The 22475-nt window shown below is 67.7% G+C and carries 16 protein-coding genes and 1 pseudogene; 9 read left to right on the plus strand and 8 right to left on the minus strand.

Annotation, left to right across the window (positions count from 1 at the left end; genetic code table 11):
• Nucleotides 1–1137, plus strand: a complete 1137-nt coding sequence (locus BM113_RS02390) for an ABC transporter ATP-binding protein (protein ID WP_089785004.1) — start codon at nucleotides 1–3, stop codon at nucleotides 1135–1137.
• 34 nt (nucleotides 1138–1171) lie between these two features.
• Here BM113_RS02390 and BM113_RS22825 read toward each other — a convergent pair whose 3' ends face one another.
• Nucleotides 1172–1306, minus strand: a complete 135-nt coding sequence (locus BM113_RS22825; protein WP_281243983.1) for a hypothetical protein — start codon at nucleotides 1304–1306, stop codon at nucleotides 1172–1174.
• A gap of 54 nt (nucleotides 1307–1360) precedes the next feature.
• Nucleotides 1361–2338, minus strand: coding sequence for a phosphotransferase family protein (locus BM113_RS02395; RefSeq protein WP_089785005.1), 978 nt, complete (start codon nucleotides 2336–2338; stop codon nucleotides 1361–1363).
• Nucleotides 2339–2480: 142 nt separating this feature from the next.
• On the opposite strand from BM113_RS02395, the gene BM113_RS02400 reads away from it, so the two are divergent.
• A complete protein-coding gene (locus BM113_RS02400) occupies nucleotides 2481–3914 on the plus strand; it encodes a DUF389 domain-containing protein (protein ID WP_089785007.1) in 1434 nt (477 codons plus the stop codon).
• Here BM113_RS02400 and BM113_RS02405 read toward each other — a convergent pair.
• The gene (locus BM113_RS02405) at nucleotides 3840–4235 is read right to left on the minus strand and encodes a hypothetical protein (RefSeq protein ID WP_089785008.1); all 396 of its coding nucleotides are present in this window, start codon (nucleotides 4233–4235) and stop codon (nucleotides 3840–3842) included. The genes BM113_RS02400 and BM113_RS02405 overlap by 75 nt on opposite strands.
• 910 nt (nucleotides 4236–5145) lie before the next feature.
• Entirely contained in the window at nucleotides 5146–5715 is a 570-nt protein-coding gene (locus BM113_RS02415) for a cupin domain-containing protein (RefSeq protein ID WP_089785010.1), read from the minus strand.
• A gap of 133 nt (nucleotides 5716–5848) precedes the next feature.
• Here BM113_RS02415 and BM113_RS02420 point away from each other — a divergent pair.
• The 4 genes and pseudogenes from BM113_RS02420 to BM113_RS02435 all read left to right on the plus strand — a co-directional run bounded on the left by BM113_RS02420 (nucleotide 5849) and on the right by BM113_RS02435 (nucleotide 11995).
• Nucleotides 5849–7714, plus strand: a pseudogene (locus BM113_RS02420) (S9 family peptidase).
• A gap of 129 nt (nucleotides 7715–7843) precedes the next feature.
• Complete coding sequence (locus tag BM113_RS02425) at nucleotides 7844–8719, plus strand: hypothetical protein (RefSeq protein ID WP_089785012.1); 876 nt, start codon at nucleotides 7844–7846, stop codon at nucleotides 8717–8719.
• Nucleotides 8720–8858: 139 nt separating this feature from the next.
• On the plus strand, nucleotides 8859–10139 hold the full coding sequence (locus tag BM113_RS02430) for a DUF2238 domain-containing protein (RefSeq protein WP_089785013.1): 1281 nt from the start codon (nucleotides 8859–8861) through the stop codon (nucleotides 10137–10139).
• 482 nt (nucleotides 10140–10621) lie between these two features.
• Nucleotides 10622–11995 (plus strand): hypothetical protein, encoded by a 1374-nt coding sequence (locus tag BM113_RS02435; RefSeq protein ID WP_089785015.1) that lies wholly within the window; start codon nucleotides 10622–10624, stop codon nucleotides 11993–11995.
• A 93-nt stretch (nucleotides 11996–12088) separates the two neighbouring features.
• On the opposite strand, the gene BM113_RS02440 is transcribed toward BM113_RS02435, so the two are convergent.
• Nucleotides 12089–12550 (minus strand): pyridoxamine 5'-phosphate oxidase family protein, encoded by a 462-nt coding sequence (locus tag BM113_RS02440; RefSeq protein ID WP_089785017.1) that lies wholly within the window; start codon nucleotides 12548–12550, stop codon nucleotides 12089–12091.
• A 181-nt stretch (nucleotides 12551–12731) separates the two neighbouring features.
• Here BM113_RS02440 and BM113_RS02445 point away from each other — a divergent pair, with 181 nt between their 5' ends.
• Entirely contained in the window at nucleotides 12732–15047 is a 2316-nt protein-coding gene (locus tag BM113_RS02445; protein WP_089785019.1) for a PAS domain S-box protein, read from the plus strand.
• 54 nt (nucleotides 15048–15101) lie between these two features.
• Here BM113_RS02445 and BM113_RS02450 read toward each other — a convergent pair whose 3' ends face one another.
• The gene (locus BM113_RS02450; RefSeq protein ID WP_089785020.1) at nucleotides 15102–15788 is read right to left on the minus strand and encodes a glycosyltransferase family 2 protein; all 687 of its coding nucleotides are present in this window, start codon (nucleotides 15786–15788) and stop codon (nucleotides 15102–15104) included.
• A gap of 142 nt (nucleotides 15789–15930) precedes the next feature.
• On the opposite strand from BM113_RS02450, the gene BM113_RS02455 reads away from it, so the two are divergent.
• Nucleotides 15931–18717: a heavy metal translocating P-type ATPase gene (locus BM113_RS02455; RefSeq protein WP_089785022.1), complete on the plus strand. Its 2787-nt coding sequence runs from the start codon at nucleotides 15931–15933 to the stop codon at nucleotides 18715–18717.
• A gap of 75 nt (nucleotides 18718–18792) precedes the next feature.
• On the opposite strand, the gene BM113_RS02460 is transcribed toward BM113_RS02455, so the two are convergent.
• Complete coding sequence (locus BM113_RS02460; RefSeq protein WP_089785024.1) at nucleotides 18793–19491, minus strand: phosphoribosyltransferase; 699 nt, start codon at nucleotides 19489–19491, stop codon at nucleotides 18793–18795.
• A gap of 173 nt (nucleotides 19492–19664) precedes the next feature.
• Here BM113_RS02460 and thiC point away from each other — a divergent pair, with 173 nt between their 5' ends.
• Nucleotides 19665–21137 carry a phosphomethylpyrimidine synthase ThiC gene (gene thiC, locus BM113_RS02465; RefSeq protein WP_089785026.1) on the plus strand — a complete coding sequence of 491 codons (1473 nt, stop codon included), beginning with the start codon at nucleotides 19665–19667 and terminating at the stop codon, nucleotides 21135–21137.
• 91 nt (nucleotides 21138–21228) lie between these two features.
• Here thiC and BM113_RS02470 read toward each other — a convergent pair whose 3' ends face one another.
• A complete protein-coding gene (locus BM113_RS02470; protein ID WP_089785558.1) occupies nucleotides 21229–22398 on the minus strand; it encodes a zinc-dependent alcohol dehydrogenase in 1170 nt (389 codons plus the stop codon).
• Between the last annotated feature and the right edge of the window lie 77 nt (nucleotides 22399–22475).

Below are 22475 nucleotides of genomic sequence, written 5' to 3' on the forward strand. Positions count from 1 at the left end.
ATGGCACGACTCGAGATCGACGGACTGCGGAAGACGTTCGGGCGCGGCGAGGACCGGATCGAGGCCGTCTCGGACCTCTCGCTGTCGGCCGCCGACGGGGAGTTTCTCGTGCTCGTCGGTCCCTCCGGGTGCGGGAAATCGACGACGCTGAACTGCGTCGCCGGCCTCGAATCGGTCACGGACGGCGAGATCCGCATCGACGGGGAGGTGGTCAACGACCGGCGGCCGGAGGATCGCGACATCGCGATGGTGTTCCAGAACTACGCGCTGTATCCCCACATGACCGCCGCCGAGAACATGGCCTTCGGCCTCAAGATGACGACCGGCCTCTCGGCGGCGGAGCGCCGCGACAGGGTGGAATCCACCGCCGAGTTGCTGGACATCGGCGAGTTGCTCGAGAAAAAACCCAGGTCGCTTTCCGGCGGACAGAAACAGCGGGTGGCGCTCGGCAGAGCGATCGTCCGGGACCCCGCGGTGTTCCTGATGGACGAACCGCTCAGCAACCTCGACGCCTCGCTTCGCTCGACGATGCGGACCGAGATCCAGCAACTCCAGGACGACCTCGGGGTCACGACGGTCTACGTCACCCACGACCAGACCGAGGCGATGACGATGGCCGACCGGATCGCGATCCTGCGGGAGGGGGAACTCCAGCAGATCGGGGAGCCGCTGGACTGCTACTACCGGCCGAAAAACGAGTTCGTCGCCGGGTTCATCGGCGAGCCCGCGATGAACACGGTACGGGTCACCCGCAGGGGAGACACCCTCGTCGGTGACGCGCTCGAGTATCCCGTCCCGCGGAGGGCCGACGGGCTCCCGTCCGGCGAACCGTTCACGCTCGGCATCAGGCCGGAGGCGATCGAGATCGTCGAGGCCGGGACCGGCGCTGCCACGGGAACCGTCGAGGTGGTCGAGCCGCTGGGCGAGACGTCACACGCGTATCTGACCGTCGCCGACGCCACGGTGACCGTGACGACCGACGGCCCCGGTGCGGTCGAGGAAGGCGAACGGGTCGGCATCGACTTCCCGGCACAGCGGGTCCACCTCTTCGACCCAGACACGGGTGCCGCAGTCGCCCGTCGGGAGAGTCTACCGGGCGAGGTGACCGAGGAGTATCCGGCCAGCCGCCACGACTGACCGTCCCGGCCCACCAGCCCGCTTCGTGGGCAGGTCATCTCCCGCCGGTGATGAACACGAAGTGCGACGGATGGTCGCGTTCGTGATCACGTGCGGCGGCGTACCCCTCGCGGTCCTCCTCGAAGGTCCGCTCGAAGCCGCAACTGTCACACTCGAGTTCGAGCGTCATCGTGTACTGTTGCTTTCCGAACGATTGTAATTCGTGAGGCCGGAGTGTGACGACTCACTCCTCGGAGGCGCTCGAGTTCCGAGTTCCGGGGCTCTCGAGGGGGTCCGCGAACCCACAACGACGCAGCGTCCGTTCGAGCACCCTCTCGACCTCCTCGAGACAGGAGCCGTCGACGCGGCGCTGCCAGCTCGCGTAGGGGCCGAGCCGTTCGATTCGGGGGATCATCCGGCACAGTTGCAGGACCTTGTGCGCCCGTATCCGCCGGACGGCCGACGGGGGAACCCCGTAGGCCGCTCTCAGCTCCGAGAGGATCGTCTCCTCCGGCACGGACAGTAACGGACTGAAGAGCTGGAGCGTCCACAGTTCCGCCTTCGCGACGTCGAAGTAGGCGTCGGCGACGGTGGCCGTCTCCCAGTCGACGAGGGTACACTCCCTCGCGTCCGACGAGAACCGGACGTTGTCGATCGTCACGTCGCCGTGAACGACGCCCCGATCGGCCGACGTCTCCCGTAGGACGGCCGCGACGTCGGGGAGCAACTCGACCAGCGGTCGACGGTCCGACGGACGCAGTTCACACAGCGTCTCGAACGTCGCCGCCGGCGGCCGGCTCTCGGGGAGCGGGTGGGCGTTCCCCGACGGTTCCCACTCGGCACGCGGCTCGATGTCCGTGTGTATCCGGGCGAGCGTCTCGCCGAGCGTCCTCGCCGCCGTGGTCTCCCACCGGGCGGTGCCCCACCGCTCGGTGGCCTCGACGCGGTCGAACAGGAGGAACGGATACGCGTCCACGACGCCGGATCCGCACAGGGCGGGGACGAAGTCGAACTCCTGGAGCGAGCCGACGACGGCCGCCTCGTGTTCTACCCGTGCTCGTTCCTCCTCGGTATCCCCGGCGACCTTCAGTACGTACTGGTCCCCCGCCTCGTCGACGACCTCGAACTCTCGGTGGATGTCGCCCTCGGGGACGCGCCCCGTGACCTCGTAGGCGCTGAGTTCCGTTTCCACGATCGCGGAGACGACAGCCGGAAGTTCCACGCCCCCCGCTACCACGGGGGCCTACTATAATGGTTTCTCCGTGCTCAGTTCCGGGTTCGGCCGCGAGCGCGTAGCCGCATATGCTCGTGATTACGGTCAGTAGTAGGCCGTTAGTAAATGCCGTGTCGGCCGATCGATCGGTATGCGACTCGTTCGCGTTTTCGTTCCCGCCGACGATCACGACGCGGTGCGAGAGACCCTCTCGGAGATGGAGGTGGCGTACGTCTTCACCGATGCGGACGATCATCGGGACGGGAGTCTGGCGGAGGTTCCCGTCCCGGCCGGCGCCGTGGACACGGTCCTCGAGCGGCTGTACGACGCGGGACTCGACGAGGACACGTACACCGTCGTCACCGAGGTGGACCGGGCTACCGTCCCGAACGTCGACGAGTTAACGGACCGGTACGTCGAGGGGCCGAAAGGCGAGCGGGGCGCCTCCCACGCCGAGATCCGCGAGCGCGCGGAGGACCTGACGCCCGATACCGCCACGTACCTCGCGTTCGCGATCGCGTCGGCGATCGTCGCGGTCGGGGGCCTCCTGCTCGACTCCGCCATCGTCATCGTCGGCGCGATGGTGGTCGCACCCTTTGCGGGATCGACGCTCTCCGCGAGCGCCGGTGCCGTCATCAGCGACCGCGGGATGGTCGTCGACAGCGCCACGTCGCAGGTGACGGGGCTCGTCGTCGCGTACGTCGGCGCGGTCGTGATGAGCGTGTTCCTACAGCAGACCGGGTTCGTTCAACCGACGCTGGACGTCGGTCGCGTCGGGCAGGTGGGTGCGTTCGCCACGCCGAACCTCCTGACGCTCGTCATCGCCATCGCGGCCGGGTTCGCCGGCGCGCTCGCGCTCGCGACTGACCTCCCCGTCTCCCTGGCCGGCGTCGCCATCGCGGCGGCCATCGTCCCCGCCGCCGCTGCGGCCGGCATCGGGACGGCCTGGGGCGAACCGCTCCTCGTCGCCGGTGGCGTCGTCCTGCTCCTGATGAACATCGTCTTCATCAACCTCACCGCGTACCTCACGCTGATCGCGCTCGGCTACCGCTCGTCGGTCATCCGTAACGTTCGCGACAACGCCGCGGTCTCGCTCCGTACGGGCGCGTACGCCCTCATCGTCCTCCTGTTCCTGGTCGTCGTGGCGTTGACCGTCCTCGGGACGTACCAGCACCTCGTCTTCGAACAGCGCGTGAACGACGAAGTGCAGGACGTACTCGAGGAGCCCGAGTACGGTACGCTTGAACTCGTCGGCGTCGAGACCGAGTACAACGACGGGAGCGCGTTCAGCGACGAGGTCGCGGTGACGGTGACCGTGGGGCGCACGAGCGGCCTCGAGCACGAGGAACTGGCGGCGGATCTGCGGACCGAGATCGATGCCCGGACGAACCGGGCCGTCCACGTGGACGTTCGGTTCGTTGACTACCAGCGCTCGGGGCCCATCGACTCCGACGACGGGCAAAGCGCGTGGTGGCCGATCGACGAGTGGCTGCCCGGCGCGGCGAGGAATTCAGTCGCGCAGCCGACGCCACAGGCTGTGACACTTCCCGCGGACCTTGTTGAGGAACGAGCCGACCCGGCGTGAGCCAGTGAGCAGCCGGAGCGCCCGGATCGACCGACCGATCCGGAGCAGCCGGAACGGTCGGAACCACGGAACGACGGTCAGAATGAGAAACCAGTTCGAGCGGACGAACCCCCGCGGCCCCTTCTCGGACCACCGGTAGAGGAACACGAGGTCGAGCAGGAAGACGACGAAGAGCCACTGGAGTGCGCCGCGAACCGTCCCCTCGAGCGACTCGGAGACGACGAGCACCTCGAACGTGATCGCAACGTCGACGACGAACAGCGCGATCCAGACGATGGCCACGACCTCGACGAACGGTGGCCACCAGCGTTCGGCGTCCATCTACGGGCCGTACGCTTCCGAGATTCAAAACGGTACGTCCAGTCGCATTTGGGCGAGGACCTGGCCCAATACAGCCGCACCCGGGGACGCTATCTGCCGGCCGCTACTCACCCGATGGCGTCGCAGTTCCCGGCAGCGACCGGCACCTGTATCGATCGCATTACGCCGTGGGCAGGGGACTGCAACCGGCCTCGCGGACCGGGAGTGCCACGGCTACCGGGTATCGGTCGTCTCGAGATCGGTTCCGACGCGACGGAGCCTGTGAGTCCTACCGCTCCTCTTCTCGCCCTCGTTTCCAGACGTCCGTCGGTGCTTTTCCGTGTGGCGGTGTGTGCGAGACCTCTTTCATCGTTTGAGCCATGCTATCGCTTGGCATTCGGTCCTATATATATCTTTGCGGAAAACGACTATAATCACATAATACCATATAAGGTGGCCGGTTCCCGGATCGGTGCCTCGAGCGTACGCATTCCTTGGGCCAGTGAACACCGACAGGTTCACCGCCGAGGGCCGCCGCCAACGAGTCGCTGTACGCCGGGGCGCGCGACGGGATCGACGCGGAGTCGGCCTGGGTCGATCGCGACGGAATCCGGGTTTCCGACTCCGCCGTGATCTAGGACGAAGCGTTCTCGCTCGCACCCCGAGGGCTCCGCGACCGGGGTTCGATACCGACCGGATCGACGCCGTCCTCGAACCGATCGAAGCGCGCTGGGAGGCGAACGCGGTACCCAGCACGTGGAAGCGACGGCGGGCCAGGGACCGAATCGACGACGGTGCCGACGTCGCGACCGCGACCGAGGAAACCCAGCGGGGAGACTTCCGGCGGGCGGAAACGAACGGACCGTTCGTCGCCTGGCTCGAGTAGGAGCTACGTTTCTCCGGCGTCCTCGGTCGGGCCCTCGCCGGTCGATTAGGGCGGCGCGTCCGGTTCGGGGGCGCCGTAACCGAGAACGCCGCCGATCCCCGCGAGCACCGGGAACACCAGCCGCTGTACGGGGAGCGGAACGTCCTCGGCCCGCATTTCGTCGCGAAATTCCTCGAGCAAGGTCGCACCGACGAGCGGGTTCGCGGGCATCCCGTCGGAATCGAGGCCGCCCTCCCGATCGAGCGCGACCATCGCCCGAACGAACTCGTCGAACCGCAGCGCCGGCCGGTGTTCGGTCGTGAACCGAACCTCGCGTTCGCCGCCGTGGGGATTCCAGAACGTGTGCGGCGTCCCCGCGGCCACCGTCGTCTCCTCGCCGGCCTCGAGCAGTCGTTTCCCGTCGCCGACGGCCAGTGCGAGCGTCCCCTCGCGGACGACGAACCGTTCGTCCTGTTTCGGATGGCTGTGAAGCGGGCGTCGCACGCCCGGGTCGAGGCAGGTGTCGATCCTGACCAGTTCGCCCTCGGTCTCGGCTCCGGTCTCCCGGATCTCGAAGCGCTCGCCGAAACTGGTCTCGAGTACGCGGTCCGTACCGCCGCTTTCGTGAGTCGCCATCGAATCACCTCGGTTGTTTGACGTTACCGGCCCACAAAACGCTTGGCAGGAGCGGGGGCGTTTCCCACCGACGACCGCGAACCGCCCGTCCGACACCCGGGGTTTCAAACGGGTGGGGTTCGCCAACCCGTGCATGACGCGCGACCTCCGAGCCTATCTGAGCGCGAGAGGAACGACGACGCCGACGGTCGGCCCCGACGGCCGACTCGCCTTCCTCGCCGACACGACCGGGACGATGCAGGTCTGGACCCTCGAGCAGCCCCGCGGCTGGCCGACCCAGCGCACCTTCTACGACGAGCGGGTGTCGTTCGTCTCGTGATCGCCCGACGGGGAGCGGATCGCCTTCGGCAAGGACGCCGGGGCGAACGAACGCGACCAGCTATTCGTCTGTGACCCGGACGACGGCGCGATCGAGCGGCTGACCGATCGACCGGACGCGATCCACTCGTGGGGTGGCTGGAGCCCCGACGGCGAACGGATCGCGTTCACCGCCAACCGACGCGACGCCGCGAACTTCGACGTCTACGTGACTCGAGTCGGCGACGGCTCCGGCGGCGACCCGACGCTCGTCCACGAGGGCGACGGCCGTCTGCAGGTCGCCGACTGGGGGCCCGACGGCGGGCGACTGCTGCTCTCCGAGGCCCACGCCAGTTCCGACGCCGACCTCTTCGTCCTCGACCTCGAGACGGGCGAGCGCCGCCAGGTCACGCCCCACGAGGGCGACGTCCGATACGAGGACCCGACGTTCGGCCCGGACGGCGACGCGATCTACTGCGCGAGCGACGCCAGCAGCGACACGCTCGAACTGGTCCGGATCGACCGCGAGTCCCTCGCGGTCGAGACGGTTCGCTCGGGCGGCGATCGGAGCATCGACGGGTTCGCGCTCGACGGCGATACCGGACGGCTCGCGTACACCCGGAACGTCGACGGCTACTCGGAGCTGTACGCCGGCCGACTCGAGGGTGCGACCGACGCCGCGGCGTCGGACGTCGGGATCCCCGACGGCGTCGCGTCGGAACTGACGATCGGGCCGGCGGGCGAGCGCCTGGCGGCGACCGTCTCCTCGACGGCCCTGAACTACTCGATCTACGTCGTCGATCTGACGGCGCTCGAGGAGTCCGACGGCGCTCTCGAGGCCGAACGCTGGACGGTCCCCTCCGCGGGCGGCGTCCCGCTCGAGGAGTACCACGAACCCGACCTGATCCGGTACGAGACGTTCGACGGGCGGGAGATTCCGGCGTTTTTCACGCTGCCCGAGGGGGCGGAACCGGGGACCGGACCGAGACCGGGACCGGGACCGGGACCGGGGGAGGAGGTCCCCGTGATCGTCGACATCCACGGCGGCCCCCACTCCCAGCGCCGTCCGTCCTGGCGGAACCGGCCCGTTCGCCAGTACTTCCTCGATCGGGGGTACGCGCTCTTCGAACCGAACGTCCGCGGTTCCTCCGGCTACGGTCGCGAGTACGCCGCCCTCGACGACGTCGAGAAGCGCATGGATTCGGTCCGGGACATCGCGGCAGGCGTCGAGTGGCTCCGCGAACAGCCAGCGATCGACGACGACCGGGTCGTCTGTTACGGTCGGTCCTACGGCGGATTCATGGTGCTCGCCAGCATCACCGAGTACCCGGATCTCTGGGCGGCCGCCGTCGACTTCGTCGGCATCGCCGACTGGACCACCTTCCTCGAGAACACGGGCGACTACCGCCAGTCTCACCGCGAGGCCGAGTACGGCTCGCTCGAAGCGGACCGCGAGTTCCTCGAGTCGATCAGCCCGATCAACGAGGTCGACCGGATCGAGTGTCCGCTGTTCGTCCAGCACGGGGCCAACGATCCGCGCGTCCCGGTCGGCGAGGCCCGCCAGATCGCCGATGCGGTCGACGAACAGGGCGTCCCCGTCGAGACGTGTATCTTCGAGGACGAGGGCCACCACACCACGAAACTCGAGAACCGGATCGAGCAGTTCGAGCGGATCGCCGACTTCCTCGCGGACCACGTCTGAGTCCTGGTACTGGACGGCGTCCCGGGCCGGCCGTTCTCCCTCGATCCCATCCCGGCCCGCCGGACACGTAAAGCGTGAATTAATACACGCACAGAACAACGTCGGCCCAGCTGATCAGTTTCCCACGTTATGGGTGGCCGGCGAGACGCGGACGACGGTCGCTGGCGGCGCCACCCCAGGCGAACCCTCCTCCGTGCCGTCGGCACGGTCGGTGCCGTCTCGGCCCTCGGCGGCGTCGGAAGCGCCGTTCGAAGCCGGACCGTCGCCAGCGACGCCGACGCCGACGGCATCCCCGATCACCGGAAACGATCCGCGGAGTTCCACGCGCGACTCGAGTCGATCTTCGGGAGCCACCAGTTCGAGGGCCTCGAGCCGGGGCGTCGGGACCTCCTGATCGACGTTCGGTACGTCGGGGACGCGACGATTTCGACGGCGACCGAGCGGACGATCGTCGACCTGTTTCGCGACAACGGCATCCACGCACAGTGGCTCGAGTACCCACGGCGGTACGACCTCGAGACGGTCGCCGACCGCTACGGGCTGTCCGTCGGCGGCCTCCTCTGGGGCGTACACAGTTTCTACCGGGAGGAGATCGAACCGTCGCTGGAGGACGTCGCGCTCCAGTTGATCGTAGTCCCGGGAACCGACGAGGGGCCGTACGAAGGGCGGATCTACAGCCGCTGGATGGACCTGATCGGGGGCGGCCTCGACCGTGACGGCTACGTCAACGGGTTCAGCCTCGGCAACCGTGCGGTCGTCACCGACCGAGACGACCGGGAGGCGGAGGCGCGACTCGTCCTCCACGAACTCGCACACCTCGCGCTCTGTCACGCCGACGACCCCGCCAACGACGGCGTGATGGGGACCGGGGATCGGGTCGACCTGACCGACGGTGAGTGGGCGGAGCTGCGCGAGGGGCTCTCGAACGTCCGGGACGGTACCGGGTACGACTTCCTCTTTCGCCCGTGCCTGTGGGACGAGAACCTCGCGGCGATACTCGACTGAGTGGGTCACGGGTTCCGAGTTTCGGGTTTCGGGTCACAGCCCTCCAGCGATAGCAGGCCCCGGTCTTTCCTCGCCGGACGCGCTAAGAGCGTCTCCATCCGTCGGCACCTCGAGCGGGCGACCCGACGGTCTCCCCGAAATGTCCCGAACACCGACCCGCGCGTTCCACGGCGAGCGCTCGAACGCATACCTCTCGTGGGCGGCGATCGCCGTCGTTGCGATCGTCGGCACGGGCGCAGCGCTCGAGGGGCGCGTTCACGAACTCCTGTTCGCCGCGACGGTCGTCACCGTCGCGCTCGTGCCCGCGATCGAACTCGGCACGACGCGGGCCGCCCTCCCCTGGGAAGTGACGACCGTCGCCGTCGTCCCGCTGGTCGCGGCCGTCGTCGCGCCGGACCTCCCGACCCGACAGCTCCTCCTCTATGCGGGTGCGGCGACGATCGCGCTCGCGTTGACCCTCGAACTCCACGGTCTCACCGAGGTCCGACTCGAGCGGTGGGTCGCCGTCGCGGCCGTAACGATGCTATCCGCGTCGATCGCGGCGACGTGGGCCATGGTCACCTGGGCGCAGGACCTCGTCGCTGGAACCGACGTGCTCGAGAGCAATGCGGAGCTGATGTGGCTCCTGATCGCTGCCTCGGTCGCGGGACTGGTCGCCGGCGTCTGTTTCGACCGCTACTACCGCAAGTTCCCGGGCGAGGAACTGGTCTCGGCCCCCGTCGACGGCATCGAGGAACAGGTGTTCGCCGTCGAGGCGGACCTCGAGGGCCACCCGTCGCTCGAGGAACGGCTGCCCGTGTCCGGCCGAATAACACGTCTGGCGGTCCTGACGCTTCGGCTGGGTATCGCCGCCATGCTCGCGTACGGTCTCCTCGCATTCGACACCGGAGCCGCCACGAACGCGGCCGCGATGCTTGCGGTCTCGTTTCTCCCGACGCTGCTCCGGCGGCGCCACGGCCTCCCGTTCGACGCCGGCCTCGTCCTCTGGATCACTGCGGTCGTGTTCCTGCACGCGGTCGGCTCGGTGTACGTCTACGAGCGGTCGTTCTGGTGGCACAACCTGACCCATCCCCTCTCGGCGACGCTCGTCGCCGCAACCGGCTACGTCGTGATCCGAACCCTCGACGAGCACCGCGACGAGGTCCATCTCCCGCAGGAACTCGTCCCGGGGGTCGTCGCGGTTTTCGTGCTCTCGTTCGGCGTCTTCTGGGACATCGGCGAGTTCGTCCTCGACGCCGTCGCGGCGGGGACCGGCCTCGAGATGCCCCTGTCCCAGTACGGCCTCCACGACACGATAACGGACCTCCTGTTCAACACGATCGGCGGGGTCGTCGTCGCGCTCTGGGGACTCCCTTACCTCACGGACCTCACCGACGCCGTGACGGATCGCGTCGAGGACTGGCCGGTGTTCGACGGGTAGTCCCGGCACGCGAGTTCGGCGGCGCGCTCGAGGCCAGAGACCGCTAACGGGATCGCCTAACGGGTCACCAACTCGAGCAACCGACGATTCACGAACAGGTAGGGGGTTCGTTGGACTGGAACGAGCCGGTTTACGGCTCGCACCGCCTCCGTATCGGGAGTATAATCGGATTTCGCGGGCTGGAAATACTGTGAGACCCCGTGACGGCTTCGGGACCATTGCCCTCTCTCCGTACGGATCGGCTTCTCCCGCAGTCGTCGGGGAAAGCTGTCATAGTCGCGCATAGCAACCCCTTTCTACCCGCCCTCGAGTGGGTAGCAGGCTCCTACGACGGGTTCGATTCCGTGACTCTTCGCGAGCGCTGACCGTCAGAGGGGTAGTATCGTCGTGAGAACCGGTAGTTCACCGATTACAAACCGTCAGTGTATTGGAGGGTTCATCACTCACCGGACCCGGCGACTGCCGGCGGCCGGGAGATCACCATGACCGACGAACGCACCCTCTCCCGACGGGATAGCCTCAGAAGTATCGCGACGACCGGCGCGCTGGTCGGCGGAACCGGACTCGGAATCGGCACCGCGGCCGCGGGCGAAGAATACGACGATGACGACGAGAAGCACAAGAAAGGAAAGGACAAAGACGGGGACGACGACGGAAAGTACGACGACTGGATCGACTTCGACGCGTGCGACGCCGCGTTCGTTCGTATTCCGGACGAGGACGAATTACCGGTTCACCTCCGGTTCGTGACCTACAATACGGTCGACGAACGGATCGAACACTACGCCGTGACCGTGACCGGCGAACGGCTCCGACGGTTCGCCCGGTACGGTTCGGATCTCGTCTACGAGTTCAACGTCTACCAGTTCTACGACCGGCCCGCCGACTCCGGCGACAAACTGCTGGCGGTCGCGATCGACGGCGAACTGATCGCGAACCACAACGACTGCGCCCACGCGCCGGTCACGACGAAGGAGAACGAAGACGACACCATCGACTACGACGACATCTCCTTCGAGGGAGTCTGCGTCGACACGGAACGGGAGACGGCTCGCTTCCGCGTCATCAACGACAACGAACGACTCGTTCGACTCGACTTCGTTGTCGCCGGTTCCGATCAGAAGGGGATGGTCGCCGTTCCGGGCAAGAGCGCGACGTACTTCGAGGTCGACGCGACCACGTCCGACGGCGCGGCGACCGTTTACTTCTACCACGACGGCCACCAGATCGAGATCGTGGGAAGCAACCAGGCCCGAGAGTGTATCCCTCGAGGTCGACTCAACCTCGCCGCGAAGTGTCTCGAGATCTGTGAGGACCGGGCCCTGTTCCGAGTCACCAACTACGAAGACATAGCCCTCAGCCCAACGCTTCGGGTTGCCGGTACCGACAGCGACGCTATCCTCACGGTACCGGGTAACCAGTCGATCGACGTCTGGCTCGGGACCACGAACCCCGACATTGTGACGCAGCTGTTCTACGAAGGTGAACTAATCGACAGCGAAGGAATGCCCGACGAACGGTGTGAAGACGAAGCAGATCTCGAGATCGATCCGGAAAACATCAAACTCGAGGCACTGCACTACGACCACGACGCTGGGACGGCGAAGTTCCGGGCGACGAATCATGGTCCCGAACAGGCACCCCTCGAGTGGCGCGTTGACGGCACCGACGGGCGCGGCTACGTCTGCGTTCCGGCCGAAGGCGCAACGAAGTTCTGGGTCCCGCTGGGCGAGAAACCCGAAGGCGGAACGACCGTCGCGCTGTACTACGGTGACGAACGCCTTGCGGAGGCGACCATCTACGCGACCGATGGGAAGGACGGAGACGACCACGAGAAGAAGAAAAAGGGGCACTGAGTTGACGCCATTGGTGTGACGTGCCGCTCGAGTCGGTAACGTCGGCCCTTTCGCTCGTTCTCCCTTCCGTTACGGTTTCCGTTTCGCCCGGGTTCAGTACGTTCGATAGTTCGCGGTCCCTATCTCGATCCGGACCAGCACGTTCTCCTCGTAGGCGTCGGGATCCGCGTCGTAGCGCTCGTGGATCCGTCGACGCGCCGCGGCTGATCGCTCCTCGTCGTCGACGACGGTCGCTGTTCCGAGTAGCGTGAGCGCCCACCGGGGTTCGCCACCCTCGTCGGCCTGGATCGAGAGCGCGACGCGGGGATTGTCCCGGACGTTCTCCAGTTTTCTGCCGGTGGTCACGATCTCGAGGACCTCGCCCGTGGAGTTTCGTTTCTCACCGTCGCCGTCGTCTCCCTCGGTCTCCTCGCCGTGCACCTTCTTCTTCCCCTCGCTACCGGCGTATCGGAACCAGACGGGCGCGACGTGGGGTCGACCGTCCGCGCAGGTACCGAAGTGTGCCACTCGGGGTTCCTCCTCGAGTCGTCGTTTCGCTTCGGGCGGGAGCGCCATGGCGGGGATGCCACCGGTGGGAGCAAAAGTGCCGTCCCTGACGATGTCGTGAGCGTCTCCGGGTCTCGGATGGGGAGGAAATCCAGTCCGCGGAGAACTCTCGCTAACCGTAACGAATAACCAGAATTATCCGATCTTTTATTACTCTCTCGCCCTACCGTAGGGTAATTAGCACGTCTTCATGACTAGTTCGACCGTTATCCCGACGGAAACTGGCTTCGATCCCGACGAAATTCGGGTAGGGTACGTCGATGCCGAACCGGCGGCCACCGCCGACTCGCTCCGGGAACGGAGCGACCGCCTCGCGGTCGAACCGCTCGAGAAAGGCCACGAAGCCGTCGAACTCGTTGTGGAGGGGGGAGTCGACTGCGTCGTGATCGGCCCCGAATTCGGTCGGGGCGACGGTCTCGACCTCGTCGAACGATTGCGTGAGCGTCGGCCGTCCCTGCCGATCTTCTCGCTCACCGCTGGCCACGACGAAGCCGCCGCGGCCGCGGCGCTCGAGGCCGGCGCGACCGGCTGTCTCCCTCGCTCGAGTGTCACCGAGAGCGGCAGGCTCGCGATACGGATCGAACGGGCGGTCGAGCGGGCGTCTGAACGGCGCGCACTCGAACTCGCGAACACCCGGTTCCGCGCGTTCACCGAGAACTCCTCGTTCGTGATCCTCACCGTCACCGAGGACGGCCGGATCCAGTACGCCAACGACGCCCTCGAGACGGTGTTTGGGTACTCGCCCGACGAGGTGATCGGCGGCCCGTTGACGGCGTTGATCCCGACGGAGTACCGGGACCGTCACCGCGAGAGTTTCGAACGCTACCGCCGCACCCGGGAACGCAGCCTCGACTGGTCCTGGATCGAACTTCCGGGCAAGCACGCCGAGGGTCACGAGGTTCCGCTCGCGATCTCGTTCGGAGAGACGACGGTGGACGGAACCCGGCGGTTCACCGCCGTCATCCGCGACATTTCGGCGCGGATGCAGATCGAACGCGAGCGCGATCGGATCCTCGAGCGGATCGGCGACGCGTTCGTTTCGATCGACGACGAGTGGCGCTACACCTATCTCAACGACCGGGCCGTCGAACTGCTGGATCGGCCCCGCGAGGAACTGCTCGGCGAGCCCCTGTTGTCGACGCTGTCCGGTCTCGAGGAGTCGGACGCGATCGAGCGTCTCGAGGCGGCGTTCGCCGACGGGACGGCGGCGACCGTGACCGAGTTCGTCCCGTCGCTCGCGAAGTGGTTCGAGATCCGAGCGTACCCCGCCGACGACGGGCTGTCGATCTTCCTGACCGACGTGACGGAGAAGATCCGCGCCGAGGAGAGCCTCGAGGCCAGCGTCACGGTCCTCCAGACGCTGTACGATCTGTCGACCCGGACGGACGCCTCGCGCGAGGAGAAACTCTCGGACGTACTCGAGTTGGGCCGGGAGTACCTCGATCTCCCCTACGCCTTCCTCAGCCGGATCGACACGGAGGCCGAGACCCAGACCATCGTCCAGTCCCAGGGCACCCACCCCCTGCTCCAGGAGGACGATTCCTGTCCGCTCTCCCAGGCGTACTGTCGGAAGACGGTCGAAAACGACGGGCTGTTGGCGGTCGCCGACGCGGACGGGGACGGCTGGACGGACGATCCGGCATACGAGACCTTCGAACTCGGCAGCTACGTCGGTGCGAAGGTGACGGTCGACGGGACGCTGTGGGGAACGCTCTGTTTCGCCTCGAGCGAGCCCCGCGAGGGAGGCGGGTTCACGGAGACCGAGCGCACGCTGGTCAAGCTGATGGCCAAGTGGGTTAGCTACGAGACCGAACGCGAGCGGTCCCGTGACGCCCTCGAGCGACAGAACGAGCGACTCCAGGAGTTCGCGAGCGTCGTCAGCCACGACCTGCGAAACCCGCTGAACGTCGCCCGGGGTGCACTCGAGGTGGCGGTGGAGGGCGGAAACGAGGTCGACGGGACCGCCCGACTCCAGGACTGCGAACGCGCCCTCGACCGAATGGGCCGGCTCATCGAGGACCTGCTCGCGCTCGCGGAGCAGGGATCGACGGTGACCGAACTCGAGCCGGTCCCGCTCTCCGAAGTGGCGACGACCGCCTGGACGATGGTCGAGACCGGCGAGGCGACGCTCGAGGTCCCCGACGAGTGCTGGATCCACGCGGACCGCGAGCGGGTCCAGCAGTTGCTCGAGAACCTGTTTCGGAACGCCCTCGACCATGCCACGACGGACGACGGCACAGGGCTGACGGTGACGGTCGACACGCTCGAACCGGACGACGGATCGGACGAAGCCGGTGGCTTCTACGTCGCCGACACGGGCCCGGGGATTCCGGCCGACGAGCGCGATCGGATCTTCGAGACGGGGTTCACGACCGCGGAGGACGGGACCGGCTTCGGGCTGAGCATCGTCGAGCGGATCGCGGCGGCCCACGACTGGGGGCTGTCGGCCGCGGAGAGCCGGTCGGGCGGTGCTCGGTTCGAGATCACGGGCGTTTCGCAGCCGTAGACCGGACCGCCGCCTCTCGGGGCCTTCTCGAGGTTCACAGCCCGGAGTGCGACCTCACCCACGGGTCGCCCGCATCCGTTCGAGGTCGAGTTGGAGGTAGTAGACGAGCGTCCCGGTCAGGCCGAGCCGGTCGATCCGACGGCCCGAGTTCTCGACGAGGCGTTGCGGGCAGTAGCCCGTCGGGTACTCGAGGGCGAGCCGGCGGCTGAACGCGGTGTCCTCGTTCGGGACGTCCGGGAAGCCGCCGGTCTCCTCGAAGGCCTCCGCGCGGACGAGGACGTTGAACCCGGGGAGGATCGGGCGCTCGAGCCGCGGGAAGAGGTAGTTGATCGTCGCCTCCACGATCTTGGCGCGTCGAGGGCCGGTCATCCGGCAGTACGAACTCGCGGCTGCGAGGCCGTTGGCCTCGGCGTAGCCGAGCAGTTCGGTCAGGTACGTCGAGCGGACCTGCGTGTCGGCATCGACGAAGGCGAGCCACTCGCCGCGAGCCCGTTTCGCACCCTGGTTCCGGGCGCGGGCGATGCTCGTGGCGCTGCCGTCGACGACGGTCGCGCCGTGCTCGCGGGCGACGGCCGGGGTCCCGTCTGTCGAGTCGCCGTCGACGACGATCATCTCGTACTCGTAGGACGTGTCGAGACCGGCGAGGCTCGCGAGCGCCCCTCGCAATCGGTCGGCCTCGTTTCGGGCCGGAACGACGAAGCTCACGTCCGGTTCGACCCCGTCGGTCGCCGTCTCGGTCATCACTCGAGTGGTCACAATGGCGCTCATTAACGCTTGGCGCTGCGGGAGCCGGCCGTCTCCGGCCCCGTTACCGGGGCCCGGCGGCGGTCGACCCCCCGAACTACGGGTATCGTTAATGTGGTTGGCGGTGGACGGACGACTAGTGACTGACCGCCGCTCCGACGAACGAGGATGCGCTCTCTGTGGAGCGCCGCTGCCCGGCTCTGGCACCGACTCCGAGGACTGGTCGGTCCCTTCGAGTCGCGTTTACGGATCCGCGGGCGGACCCACGGGCCAGGGAGAGGACGGCCCGGACGAGCGCTACTGCTCGACTGGCTGTCGCGACGTCGACCGGACGCTCGAGTCGCCGTCCTCGGAGCGCGGTGCGGACGGGTCGGGGGAACGGGGCGCGGAGTCGATCCCGGCCTCGTCGCTCGAGGGTCGTACGGCGGGGGGAGGGGACGGAACCGACGCCGGGACCGGGGAAGGCACGCCCCTCGAGAACGACGGCGACGACCCCCACGTCCGCACGTTCTTCCGGGTCGATGGCATGCACTCGGCGACCTGCGAGGCGTTCCTCGAGTCGGTCGCCCAGCGCCGGGACGGCGTCACCGACGCCGCTGCGAGCTACGTCACGGAGACGGTCCGCGTCGACCACGACCCCGCCTGCGTCTCGGCGTCGGACCTTCGGGACGCCCTGAGTACGGTGGGGTATACCGCGTATCTCCGGTCGGCGGCCACGGCGGATTCGGCGGCCGACGAGGCGAGCGACGGCGAGCGTGGGACCGGAACCGAGGACGCGACGGCGGACGGCGAGTACGGCCCCTCGGACGACACCGGTCCCACGCACCGTTCCAGGGAGATGACCGGCCTCCGCAAGCGCCGTTCGGACACCATGCTCGAGGTCCGGTACATCGTCGGTATCGTGTTCGGCTCGTTTCTGCTCGTGCCGTACTTCGCGGTTCTCTACCCGGTCTACCTCTCGTCGTTTTTCGACGGGCCGATGCTCGCCCGGTACGAGGACGCCTTCGCCGGCTTCGACGGCCTGCTGGTCCTGCCGCTGTTTCTCGTGGTGTCCGGGGTGGTCCTCTATCTCACCGGCGGGCCGCTGTTGCGCGGGGCCTACGTCAGCCTGAAACTGCGACGGCCGAACACCCACCTGCTGGCCGCGCTGACGATCCTGGCCGGCTTCGCCTACGGTACGCTGGCGATCTTCCGCGGTCGGATCGAAGTCTACTACGACCTGACCATCGTCGTCGCCGCCCTCGTGATGGGGGCGGTCTTCTACGAGGCGACGGTCAAACGCCGCGCGAGGGATCGGCTAACCGATCTGACGATTTCACAGGTCGATACGGCGCGGGTGTACGGGTCCGGGCGGGACTCCGACGGGGACACAGCGTCGGGGGAAGGTCGACGCGAGGAAGCGACCGGAAACGGCGACGGGACGGCTACCGGACCCACCCGAACCGTCCCGGTCGAGGACCTCGAGGGCGGCGAACGCCTGCTCGTCCGCGAGGGCGAACGGATCCCGGTCGACGGCGTCCTCGAGACGGCCTGTACGGTCGACGAGGCGGTCGTCACCGGCGAGTCACTCCCGATATCGAAGGCCGAAGGCGATCCCGTCGTCGGCGGGTCGGTCGTTCGGTCGGGAGCGGCCGTCGTCGACGTCGGTGCGGAGACAACGAGCAGTATCGACCGGCTGACGGAAGCGGTCTGGAACCTCCAGAGCGCGACCCACGGCGTCCAGCGCCGGGCCGACTCCGTCGCCGCGGTGCTCGCGCCGCTGGTCGTCGCCGCCGCCGTCGCCGTCGGCGTCACAACCCTTCTCCGCGGCGGAACGGCCATCGACGCCGCCGAGGCCATCGTGCTGGCGATCATCGTCGCGAGCCCGTGGGCGCTCGGGTTCGCGACGCCCGCCTCGGTCGGCGCGGGGCTCCGGGAGGCCCTGGACAGCGGCATCGTCGTCTTCGACGAGACCGTCCTGGAGCGGCTCCGGGACGTCGACGTCGTCGTCTTCGACAAGACGGGGACGCTGACGACCGGCGAGATGAGCGTTCTCGAGGCCGAGGGGCCACCGGACCTGCTCGCGGCCGCCGGCGAACTCGAGCGGCGGGCGTCCCATCCGGTCGCGGCCGCGCTCGCGGACGCGTTCGCTACCGGCGAAGCAGGCGGCGGCGAGTTCCTGCCGGACGGCGGCGACGGTCCGGTCGTCACCCGCGTCGAGGCGTTCGACGGCCTCGAAACCGGCGTGGCGGGACGGGTCGACGGTAGCCGGATCCTGGTCGGGCACCCCGACCTCTTCCGGGATCGCGGCTGGACGCTCGAGAGCGACCTGGGGGAACGGGTTCGCGAGGAACGCGGGTTCGGCCGGCTTCCCGTCGTCGTCGGCCGGGACGGGCGCGCGGAGGGGTTCGTCGTCGTCGGCGACGAGCCGCGAGAGGACTGGGACGAGGCCCTCTCGAGTCTGGGGGAACGCGACCTCGAGGTCGTGGTGTTGACCGGGGACGACGAGGCCGCGACGGCGTTCTTCGCGGCCCACCCGGCGGTCGATCACGCCTTTGCGGGGGTGCCGCCGGACGGGAAGACGGCGACGATCCGCCGGCTAAAAGAACGGGGGCGGGTCGCGATGGTCGGCGACGGGACGAACGACGCGCCGGCGCTCGCGGCGGCGGACCTGGGGATCTCGCTCGGCGGTGCGACCGCGCTCGCGGCCGACGCGGCGGACCTCGCGATCGTCGAGGACACGCTCCCGACGGTCGAACGGGCGTTCGAACTGGCCGGCGCGGCGCGGCGCCGGATCCGCGGGACGCTCGCGCTGGCGCTTTGCTACAACGCCGTCGTCCTCCCCGCTGCCCTGCTCGGTGTGCTGAACCCGCTCGTGACGACGGCCGCGGTCGCCGCCACGGCCGTTCTCGTCGCGGGCAACGCGGCCCGGCCGCTGCTCGAGTGACGCCGGGCGACGTCGCTCGAGGGCGTGAAAACGACGCGTCTCGGTCGGTTTTTCGAGGGTCGACCGGGACGACGGTTACTCCTCGAGGAGCGTCCACTCGCCGGGTCCGGCCGACTCGATGACGTCCCGACGCTCCATCTCCGAGAGGACCTCCGGGATGCGGTCCGGCTGGGCGATCTCCATCTCGATGCGGTCGATGCCGTGGAACTCGGCGAGGTAGTGGCGGATCTCCTCCTGGGTGAACGCCTCCGCGTCGGCCTGCTCCATCACGCCGGAAATGAGATCGACCATGTCCTCGATGAAGTTCCACGGGTAGACGATCCAGGTCCAGTCCTCGAGCCGTTCGCCGACGTAATCGGGGTCGTACTCGCTGGTGCCGAGCAACTGGAGCGTGGCGGTCCGGACCTCGCCGGCGTCGCGGTCCTCGACGTACTCGTAGGCGCGCTCGATCGAGCCGCCGGTGTCGGCGATGTCGTCGATGATGAGGACGTCTTTCCCCTCGACGCTGCCCTCCGGCATCGGGTAGCGAACGGTCGGCTCGCCGGATTTCTCGGCGGTGCCGACGTAGTGTTCCATCTTCAGGCTGGTCAGGTCGTCCATTCCGAGGAAATCACAGAGGCATCGCCCCGCGAACCAGCCGCCACGCGCCAGCGCGACGATGACGTCCGGCTCGAACTCGTCGCGTCGCACGTCGTCGCTGACGTCCCGACAGAGGCTGTATATGTACTCCCAGTTCGTGATCGTACAGTCGAAGTCGTCCGGTAGGTCGGACATCTGGTGGCCACCTGTTCGGGAGACTGGATTGCTATCCTCATAAGTGGGCTGAAACGGAGCCGACGTATGCGCTCGAGGGCATCATCGGCGCCTTCGACGGCTGTCCGCGGTGTTCTCTACGGAACTCTCGCTATCGCCTAGATTTATAACTCACTACTATAACCTAGTTATCGATGGCAGAAACCCAGATCGCAGCCGCCCGCGAGGGGACGATCACCGACGAAATGAAGCGAGTCGCCGAGCGCGAGAATCGGGAGCCCGAATTCGTCCGGCAACGGATCGCCGACGGACAGGCCGTGATCCCGGCGAACCGAAACCACGACGCGCTCGATCCGATGATCATCGGCCGCGAGTTCGCCACGAAGGTCAACGCCAACATCGGCAACAGCGAGGAGACGGGCGACCTCGAGACCGAACTCGAGAAGCTTCACACCGCGGTCCACTACGGCGCGGACACCGTGATGGACCTCGGGACGGGCGGAAACCTCGACGAGATCCGGGAGACTCACGTCGAGCACTCGCCGGTGCCGATCGGGACCGTCCCGCTGTACGAGGCCGTCAAGCGGGCAGGCAGCCCCGAGGCGATCACGACGGACCTCCTGCTCGAGATCATCGAGAAGCAGGCGACGCAGGGCGTCGACTACATGACGATCCACGCGGGGATTCTCGCCGAGCACCTGCCGCTGACCGACGGCCGCAAGACCGGTATCGTCTCGCGGGGCGGCTCGATCGTGGCGACGTGGATGGAGGAACACGGCGAACAGAACCCGCTGTTTCAGGTCTACGACGAGATCTGCGACATCTTCGCCGAGCACGACGTCACCTTCAGCCTGGGCGACAGCCTCCGTCCGGGCTCGATCGCCGACGCCTGCGACGAGGCCCAGTACGCCGAACTCGACACCCTGGGGGAGTTGACCCGCCGCGCCTGGGCTCACGACGTGCAGGTAATGGTCGAGGGGCCGGGCCACGTGCCGCTGCACAGGGTCGCCGAGAACGTCGAGCGCCAGCAGGAGGTCTGTGACGGCGCACCGTTCTACGTGCTCGGGCCGCTCGTGACCGACGTCGCGCCGGGGTACGACCACATCACGAGCGCCATCGGGGCCGCGACGGCCGCGCAAGCCGGGGCGGCGATGCTGTGTTACGTCACGCCGAAGGAACACCTCGGGCTCCCCGACGAGGGAGACGTCCGCGACGGACTCGCGGCCTACCGGATCGCCGCCCACGCGGGCGACGTGGCGAACGAACGGCCCGGCGCTCGAGACTGGGACGACGCGGTCTCGGAAGCGAGATACGAGTTCGACTGGCGCGAGCAGTTCCACCTGGCGCTCGATCCCGCCCGCGCCCGCGAGTACCACGATGCGACGCTGCCCGAGGACAACTACAAGGAGGCGCGCTTCTGCTCGATGTGCGGCATCGAGTTCTGTTCGATGCGGATCGACCAGGACGCCCGGGCGGGCGACGGCGGGATGGAGGAACTGGCGACCGGGGCCGACGACGCCGGAACCGACCTCGAGTCCTCGCGCGCCGCCGAGGTAAATCGGCCGCCAGTCGGGGTCCACGACTCCGCCGATTTGCCGCCGATCGAGGACTGTGAGGCGTTCGGAGACGAGAGCGACGCGGAACCCGGCACCGCGAGCGACGACTGAGACGGATCTCGTAGCGTTTTCCGGTGATCGCTCCGGCGGGACGGCGATCACCGGTCCAGAACTACGATGGATCGTGTGACCGCCGACGGGATCAGGGCGTCAGTACCGCCTTGATGCAGCCGTCCTCTTTCTCGTTGAACGTCTCGTATAGCCCCGGCCCGTCCTCGAGCGACGCCTCGTGGGTGATGACGAACGACGGGTCGATCTCGCCGTCCTCGATCTTCTCGAGCAGGGGGTCGAGATAGCGCTGAACGTGGGTCTGGCCGGTCTTGACCGTCAGCGCCTTGTTCATCAGCGGGCCGGTCGGGACGTTGTCCGAGCGGCCGAGGTACACGCCTGGAATCGAGAGCGTGCCGCCCTTCCGACAGCACCTGATCGCCTGCCGGAGGACGACCGGGCGGTCGTCCTGCAACATCGCGTCCTGTTTGATTTCGTCGGTCGCCCCGACGACGCCGGTCCCGTGGGCCTCGGTTCCGACGGCGTCGATGCAGCGGTCGGGGCCGCGGTAGCCGGTCATCTCCATCAGCCGGTCGTAGACGTCGGCCTCCTCGAAGTCGATGGTCTCCGCGTCGGCGTGTTCGCGGGCCATCTCGAGGCGCTCGGGAATCCGATCGATCGCGATGATTCGGTCCGCGCCGAGCATCCGGGCGCTCTGGATGGCGAACTGGCCGACCGGGCCACAGCCCCAGACCGCGACGGTGTCGTTCTCCTCGATTTCCGCGTTCTCGGCGGCCATGTAGCCCGTCGGGAAGATGTCCGAGAGGAAGAGGACCTGCTCGTCCGGCAGGTCCGACTCGATTTTGACCGGGCCCACGTCGGCGTACGGGACTCGGAGGTACTCCGCCTGCCCGCCCGCGTAGCCGCCGAGCATGTGCGAGAAGCCGAACAGCCCCGCCGGCGACTGGCCCATGATCTTGGCGGCGAGTTCGGCGTTCGGGTTCGAGTTGTCACACAGCGAGTACAGGTCCTCCTCGCAGAACCAGCAGCCGCCGCAACTGATCGTAAACGGGACCACCACGCGGTCGCCCACCTCGAGGCGGTCGACCTCCTCGCCGACCTCGACCACCTCGCCCATCGGCTCGTGGCCGAGCACGTCGCCCTCCCGCATCGAGGGCATGTAGCCGTTGTAGAGGTGCAGGTCGGATCCACAGATCGCGGTGGCGGTGATCTCGACGATCGCGTCCGTCGGGTTGACGATCTCGGGTTTGGGAACCTCCTCGACGCGGACGTCCTGCTCGCCGTGCCAGGTGAGAGCCGTCATCGTGCCGTCCATCGTGGAGTCACTCAGTCACAACCCTCACCCACCCGGGAGGTAAATCGGGGGCCTGTTTGTGCGCC

Source organism: Natronobacterium haloterrestre (assembly GCF_900112205.1).
Classification (GTDB): Archaea; Halobacteriota; Halobacteria; order Halobacteriales; family Natrialbaceae; genus Natronobacterium; species Natronobacterium haloterrestre.

Bases quoted from the DNA above. Each gene is read 5' to 3' on its own strand.
- BM113_RS02390 (WP_089785004.1), top strand. From the start codon at position 1: ATGGCACGACTCGAGATCGACGGACTGCGGAAGACGTTCGGGCGCGGC.
- BM113_RS22825 (WP_281243983.1), bottom strand. From the start codon at position 1,306: ATGACGCTCGAACTCGAGTGTGACAGTTGCGGCTTCGAGCGGACCTTC.
- BM113_RS02400 (WP_089785007.1), top strand. From the start codon at position 2,481: ATGCGACTCGTTCGCGTTTTCGTTCCCGCCGACGATCACGACGCGGTG.
- BM113_RS02405 (WP_089785008.1), bottom strand. From the start codon at position 4,235: ATGGACGCCGAACGCTGGTGGCCACCGTTCGTCGAGGTCGTGGCCATC.
- BM113_RS02415 (WP_089785010.1), bottom strand. From the start codon at position 5,715: ATGGCGACTCACGAAAGCGGCGGTACGGACCGCGTACTCGAGACCAGT.
- BM113_RS02425 (WP_089785012.1), top strand. From the start codon at position 7,844: ATGGGTGGCCGGCGAGACGCGGACGACGGTCGCTGGCGGCGCCACCCC.
- BM113_RS02430 (WP_089785013.1), top strand. From the start codon at position 8,859: ATGTCCCGAACACCGACCCGCGCGTTCCACGGCGAGCGCTCGAACGCA.
- BM113_RS02435 (WP_089785015.1), top strand. From the start codon at position 10,622: ATGACCGACGAACGCACCCTCTCCCGACGGGATAGCCTCAGAAGTATC.
- BM113_RS02440 (WP_089785017.1), bottom strand. From the start codon at position 12,550: ATGGCGCTCCCGCCCGAAGCGAAACGACGACTCGAGGAGGAACCCCGA.
- BM113_RS02445 (WP_089785019.1), top strand. From the start codon at position 12,732: ATGACTAGTTCGACCGTTATCCCGACGGAAACTGGCTTCGATCCCGAC.
- BM113_RS02450 (WP_089785020.1), bottom strand. From the start codon at position 15,788: ATGACCGAGACGGCGACCGACGGGGTCGAACCGGACGTGAGCTTCGTC.
- BM113_RS02460 (WP_089785024.1), bottom strand. From the start codon at position 19,491: ATGTCCGACCTACCGGACGACTTCGACTGTACGATCACGAACTGGGAG.
- thiC (WP_089785026.1), top strand. From the start codon at position 19,665: ATGGCAGAAACCCAGATCGCAGCCGCCCGCGAGGGGACGATCACCGAC.
- BM113_RS02470 (WP_089785558.1), bottom strand. From the start codon at position 22,398: ATGACGGCTCTCACCTGGCACGGCGAGCAGGACGTCCGCGTCGAGGAG.